General features: G+C 42.2%; 4 protein-coding genes. 1 reads left to right on the forward strand and 3 read right to left on the reverse strand.

Annotated features, from left to right (window positions below; all coding sequences use genetic code 11):
* On the forward strand, nt 1-3,783 hold a 3,783-nt coding region (locus I8752_RS20710), incomplete at its 5' end, for a non-ribosomal peptide synthetase (RefSeq protein WP_214434178.1).
* A 53-nt stretch (nt 3,784-3,836) separates the two neighbouring features.
* On the opposite strand, the gene I8752_RS20715 is transcribed toward I8752_RS20710, so the two are convergent.
* The 3 genes from I8752_RS20715 to I8752_RS20725 all read right to left on the reverse strand — a co-directional run bounded on the left by I8752_RS20715 (nt 3,837) and on the right by I8752_RS20725 (nt 6,855).
* Nucleotides 3,837-4,922, reverse strand: coding sequence for an ABC transporter ATP-binding protein (locus I8752_RS20715; protein ID WP_214434179.1), 1,086 nt, complete (start codon nt 4,920-4,922; stop codon nt 3,837-3,839).
* A gap of 154 nt (nt 4,923-5,076) precedes the next feature.
* Nucleotides 5,077-5,940 carry a carbohydrate ABC transporter permease gene (locus tag I8752_RS20720; RefSeq protein WP_214434180.1) on the reverse strand — a complete coding sequence of 288 codons (864 nt, stop codon included), beginning with the start codon at nt 5,938-5,940 and terminating at the stop codon, nt 5,077-5,079.
* A 3-nt stretch (nt 5,941-5,943) separates the two neighbouring features.
* Complete coding sequence (locus I8752_RS20725) at nt 5,944-6,855, reverse strand: carbohydrate ABC transporter permease (RefSeq protein WP_214434181.1); 912 nt, start codon at nt 6,853-6,855, stop codon at nt 5,944-5,946.
* Nucleotides 6,856-6,965: the final 110 nt, after the last annotated feature.

Consider the following 6,965-nt stretch of genomic DNA (forward strand, 5'->3'; position numbering starts at 1 on the left):
GACAGGGACTGGGGACTGGGGACTGGGGGAGAAGAAATAGTATCAATATTTCCCTCATCCCCCTCATCTTCCTCATCCCCCTCATCTCCCCAGCCCTCAAGCGTTCGGCGTTTTATCGATGCTTATGTTCAAGAACCTTTTGATTTAAATACTGGCCCGTTGTTTAAAGCAAAACTGCTGCAATTGCATGAACAGAGATATGTGCTGCTCATCATTATGCACCACATTATCAGCGACGGCTGGTCGATGGGTGTGTTTGTCCGTGAGTTACGGCAAGCTTATACTGCCTTTGCCCAAGGTCAAACCCCAAACTTTGCTCCTTTGCCTATTCAATACAGCGACTACGCAAACTGGCAAAGAAGTTGGTTACAAGGAGAGGTATTAGAAACCCAGATCGACTACTGGAAAAATCAACTCAGTGATGTCCCCCCATTACTGGAGTTGCCTACCGATTATCCCCGTCCGGCATTACAAAGCTATGGGGGCGATCGCTTGCGCTACTCCCTACCACCTAACTTAACTCTTGCCATTAAAACTTTAAGTCAACAGCAAGGGGCAAGTTTGTTTATGACTTTATTGGCAGCTTTTAGTATTCTGCTTTCTCGTTACAGTCGCCAAGAAGATTTATGTATTGGTTCTCCTATTGCTAACCGTACCCACAGCCACACAGAAGGATTAATCGGCTTTTTTGTCAATACCTTAATACTGCGTAACCAAATCAAGTCTGAGCAAAGCTTTATCGAGTTCTTGCAACAAACTCGTCAAACTTGTTTAGATGCATACTCTCATCAAGATATTCCCTTTGAGTATCTGGTAGAAAAGTTGCAACCAGAACGCAGTATGAGCCATAACCCGTTATTCCAGGTCATGTTTGCACTGGAAAATAATGAAAGTCCCGACCTAAGTTTGCCAGGACTAGAGATTGAATGGTTTCCATTAACCTATCCGTTTGCTAAATTTGACTTAGCACTTCTAGCCATAGAATCTGATAACCAGTTAGATTTAACTTGGGAATACGCCACCGATTTGTTTGAAAAGAGTACTATCCAAAGGATGGCGGAACAATTTGAAGTTTTGCTGAAGGGAATTGTTGCTAACCCAAACCAATCTCTTAATACTCTGCCTTTGATGACAGCACCTGAACTTCTGCAACTACAACGCTGGAATCAAACACAAACTGATTATCCTCTCAATCAAACTTTGGTTGAAATATTTGAAGCTCAAGTTGCCAAAAATCCTAACAATCTCGCTTTGGTGTTTGAATCTCAAAGGCTAACTTATCAACAACTGAATCAAAAAGCGAACCAATTAGCTCATTATTTAATTCAAAATTATCAAATTCAGCTAGACACTTTAATCGGTATCTGCGTTGAACGTTCTTTGGAGATGATTGTTGGTGTACTCGGTGTCCTGAAAGCAGGTGGGGCTTATGTGCCGATTGACCCCAATTATCCTCAAGAACGAATTGGGTTAATGTTAGAAGATTCTGGCGCATCTGTATTACTAATCCAAAGTTTCCTTTTAGATCGATTACCCTTAGCTCAATTAGAAAACTCTCCTCAAGTAATTTGTTTAGATGAAGAAACTTTTGCCGAAGAATCAACAGATAATCCTAGCCTCCAAAGTACGCCCGATAATTTAGCTTATGTCATCTATACTTCTGGTTCGACAGGACGACCGAAAGGAGTAATGGTTGAGCATCGAGGATTGGTCAATATGACTTTGGCAGTTGAGCGAGTTTTGCAAATTCAACCCCAAAGCCGTTTGCTTCAGTTTGCTTCTTTCAGCTTCGATGCCTCAATTTGGGAAATTGCTACTGCCCTAGCCACAGGTGCTTGTTTATATATTGCTAAAAAAGAGACTTTGTTACCAAATCTTAATTTGGTGAACTTTTTAGGCGATCGCAAAATTTCCCATGTTACGTTACCTACTTCAGTCTTATCTTTATTACCACAAACAACCTTACCTAATTGGCAAATTGTAGTTACTGCTGGTGAAGCTTGCCCAACAGAATTAGTTACAAAGTGGGCAAAAGGACGGCGTTTTTTTAATGCCTACGGCCCAACAGAATCTACGGTTTGTGCAAGCATAGCTCTTTGTCATCCTAATGGAAAAAAACCATTAATTGGTAAACCTTTGCCTAATATTCGTATCTATATATTAGATGCTCACAATCAACCATTACCGCCAGGTATACCAGGAGAATTGTGTATTGCTGGGGTTGGTTTAGCACGGGGTTATATTAATCGTCCGGAATTAACCGCTCAAAAATTTCTTGAAGTGGAATTATTTGGTAAAGTTGAGCGAATCTATAAAACTGGCGACTTAGCAAGATGGAGAGATGATGGCAACCTGGAATACTTGGGTCGGATTGACGCTCAGATTAAACTACGGGGTTTTAGAATTGAACTCGGTGAAATTGAATCAATTTTATTGCAATATCCATCAGTTAAAGAAGCAATAGTCACCTTATATAAAACTGAGAGTAACCAGAGTTTAATTGCTTATGTAACAGGAATCACTACTGATTTATCTATTCAATTGAAAAGTCACCTCAAATGCCGTTTACCCGATTACATGATTCCTGCTCAGATTGTGGTAATCGATAAGTTGCCTTTAACTCCCAATGGCAAAATTGACCGTAAAGCTTTACCTGTTCCCAATGTTGTAATTGAAGGCTTATATGCAGCCCCACGCAACGAAGTTGAACAACAACTAGCGCAAGTTTGGTCTGCTGTACTCGAACGTCAAGAGATTGGGATTCATGATAACTTTTTCGACTTGGGCGGTCATTCTTTATTAGCAATCAAACTGCTCAATAATATTCAACAGATGTTTGAGCAACAGCTTTCTTTAAGTAGTTTATTTCAGAATCCTACTATTGCTCAACTGGCAGAACAACTTTGTAATAATGAGGTTCAACAGTCTCATCCCGATTTGCTTTTACTACAACCTCAAGGAAATGCAACCCCTCTATTTTTGATTCCTGGCGCAAACGGATACAGCTTCTATTTTCGAGATTTGGCAATCGATTTAGGCACTGAACGTCCAGTGTATGGACTTGAAACTCCAGGGCGAGATGGCTCTACTCCACTCCCTGACTCAGTAGCAGCCCATGCGAGTCAACTGATTGAGCTATTACACCAACAAAAAGCCAAGAGTCCATACATCCTCATAGGATACTCTTCGGGTTGTGCTGTTGCTTTTGAAATGGCTTCCCAACTCGAAAAGCAAGGTGAAAGGGTAGGTTTACTGGCTATCTTGGATGCTGGACTAGTTTCTAAATCTGAGTATTTAACTAATAGAACAGATATCGATTGGATCTGGCAAACAATTCAACGGATTGAAGCTTTAAAGGAAGTTTCTTTAGGTTTGTCATACGATGATTTAGCCGCTCAACCTAATGACCAAGCTAGGTGGGATCTGGCTGCCGAGTATTTATATCAACATAATATTTTACCGGAACACTCCACCCTTTCTTTACTCAAAACCAATATGAAAGTGATGAAAGTGCTAACGCTCAATTACGCAAATTATCAGCCGAGTCATCCAATTTCTGCACCTATTGTTTTATTCCGCGCTCAAGAAGTTAAAGAGATTGTTTTGCAAGAACTCCAAGCTTTTTCCGATCGCGATTTGCCTGATTGGGGATGGCAAACTTATACTCAAAAGCCTGTCAAGGTGATATCTGTACCTGGAAATCACGGTCGAATGCTTTATCAACCCAATGTCAAACTATTAGCCACACAATTACAAACCTTGATAGTAGATGAAGGAGGTTAGGTGGGTATTACTATGACTTACAGCAGTTGATTAGGCGGACATGATATCACGCCTCACATTTGTCTCCTGACAAGGGCATCACCAGATTGAACATCAAACCAGTGAATATCTTTAGCAGGCAATGCCAGTGTAATATCCTCACTACTCCACCTTTGGTCTGTTGGCAACAAAGCACGTATCGTAATTCCTTCGGTTTGTGAACCCTCAACTTTGACACTGACCAAATAATGCATACCCAAGTTTTCCACCAAATATACTCGCCCTTGGATAGTCTGAGTATCGTTTGGTTGAGCAATACGGACATCTTCTGGGCGGATTCCTAAAACAATCTGGGGTGGTACAGTTGGGATATCTGGGAGAAGCACTTGGAAGTTACCCAGTATGGCGTATCGTTCTTTACAAGGTAAAGTCAACAAATTCATTTGCGGACTGCCAACAAATCCAGCTACAAATAGATTAGCTGGATGGTTATAAATGAGTTCCGGCGGGTCGAGTTGTTGGACATAGCCATCGTTGAGCAAAGCTACCTTCGTGGAGAGTGTCATCGCTTCTGTTTGGTCGTGGGTAACGTACACCACAGGCACTTTTTGTTCGGCAAAAATTTGCTTGAGGTCGGCTCTAACTCGTTCTCGCAACAGTGCATCCAGGTTACTTAATGGTTCGTCCAACAAGTAGACATCGGCATTACGCACCAAAGCACGACCGACCGCCACACGCTGTCGTTGACCTCCAGACATTTGACCTGGCTTACGGTTCATTAACTCTGCTAATCCTAAAACTTCTGCCACCTCTGCCACTCGCCGTTTAATTTCTGCTGATGGTACTTTTTTCAGCTTGAGTCCAGAAGCGAGATTTTCGTACACCGTCATGTGAGGATAAAGTGCATAGCTTTGAAATACCATCGCAATGTTGCGATCGCCTGCCGATTTATGTGTAACATCCACCTCTCCAATCTTAATCTGACCGCGAGTCGGTTCTTCAAGACCCGCAATCATCCGGAGAACGGTGGATTTGCCACAGCCAGAAGGGCCGAGTAAAGTGAGAAACTCATCGTTATCTACTGTTAAGCTAACGTCTTTGACAGGAACGACTTTGGAAGTATAGGTTTTATTCAAGTTTTTGAGTTCGAGTTTAGCCATTTTTCTAATTGTCAGTGGTCAGTTGTCGTAGAGACGCGATTATACTCTTACGAGAAGCCGCTCTTACGAGCGTCTACGCGTCTGTACAGAAGGCAGGAAGTAGAAGTATGGATTCTTAATTTTTAATTTTTAATTTTTAATTGATTTGTCTCCCTCATCCCTTGACAGCACCAGCAGTCAGACCTTGGACAATCCGGCGCTGGAAAAACAAAACTAGTAAAACTAGGGGTAACGTGCCGATAACAGTAGCAGATGCGATCGCACCATAGGGAATTTCAAAAACTGTCGCACCACCTAACTGAGCAGCAGCAACGGGAATTGTCTTCAACTCTTCACGGGTCATAAATGTCAAAGCGAAGATAAACTCGTTCCAGGCAAAAATAAAAGTGAGAATTCCAGTAGTCACTAAGGCGGGAAGGGTCATAGGCAAAACTATTTGCCACAGTAGTTGCAATGTATTGTAGCCATCGACCCTAGCAGAATCTTCTAAGTCTTTGGGCAATTGTTCAAAAAAGCTTTTAAGTACTAAAATTGTCAGCGGCAAATTGATAGCAGTATAAGGTATAATCAGCGCCAAATAATTGTTACCAAGTCTGAGGGCTTGGATAATTTCTAACAATCCTAGAAACAATAAAATTCCCGGAAATAAAGTCACGATGAGAATGCTGGCAAGGATAAATCGTTCGCCCCAAGGGCGTAATCGTGCCAGGGCATAGGCAGCAGGCGCGCCGATCGCTAAAGCTAAAGCTGTAGAAGTAATCGACACAAAGGCGCTGTTGAAGATGTAGCGCCAAAATGGACGACGGGTAAATAATTCAATGTAGTGACTAAAAGTAAATCGTGTGGGGAAATAGACAGTAGGAACGGCAGCAATATCATCGTTAACTTTAAATGAGGTCAGCAATTGCCATAGGACTGGCGCTAGGCTGAATAACATCACTAATACAACTGCTATTAACAGTAAGATTTTTTTTACAGAAAACTTAGTTTTCCCTATTTGTTTTGGAGTTGAACTCATAGGTTAAATAACTCCTGATGTTTTGGCACGGTATTTATTAAGCAAGAAACTAGCGATCGCTACCGCAGCAATTAATATGAGAAATGTCACCACTACCAGAGCTGCTCCATAACCAAAATCTAAGTAACGCATCACCGTAGAGTAGATGTACAGCGAAACCACTTCTGTCGCACCACCAGGCCCGCCCCCAGTCATCACAGCAATCAAGTCAAAAATCCCGAAAGCTTGAGCAAATCGAAATAGGACTGCAATTAAGATTTGCGGCAGCAGTAGTGGCAGGGTAATATTGCGGAAGCTTTGCCAAGCATTTGCCCCATCGACTGAGTAAGCTTCGTAGAGGTCTTTTGATATTGACTGCAAGCCAGCCAACAGCAGAATACTAATAAAAGGTGTTGTTTTCCAAACATCAGCAAAGATAACTGCCAGCATTGCCAGTGTTGGATCTCCTAACCAGTTAATCCCAGTTTTAATCAACCCCAATCGCAGTAGAATATCGTTTACAATCCCAAACTGGTCGTTAAAAATCCAAGCCCATGCCAGCCCAATCAAAGCGGTTGGTAAAGCCCAAGGTAGAATAGCGATCGTTCGCAATATACCTCGTCCAAAAAACGCTTGATTGAGAACTAGAGCAATCAAGAGTCCTAGCAAGAGTTCTGAAAGTACGGATGCTGTTGTGAATGCAGTCGTCGTCCATAAACTCTGCCAGAAACGACCATCCCCCGCCATCCGCACATAATTGTCTAAACCAGAGAATACGGGTTGTAACTCCGTTGCCAAATTCTTAGTAAATACACTTAACCAGAATGCTCGTAAAATCGGGTAGCCAAATACAAACAACAACAGCAGCAATGCTGGTGTTAGTAAAATCCAAGCAGTTCTTTGTTCCCGACCTCGAAGTGTATGCAGATTTGTCATTTGTCAGTTGTCAATAGTTCTGAGTGCTGAGTGCTGAGTGCTGAGTTAGGAGTTAAGAGTTATTCTCTTTATCTCCCCCTGCCTCACCTGCTCCCCCTGCTCCCCCTGCC

Origin of the sequence: Dendronalium phyllosphericum CENA369 (assembly GCF_016056275.1) — a bacterium.
Classification (GTDB): domain Bacteria; phylum Cyanobacteriota; class Cyanobacteriia; order Cyanobacteriales; family Nostocaceae; genus Dendronalium; species Dendronalium phyllosphericum.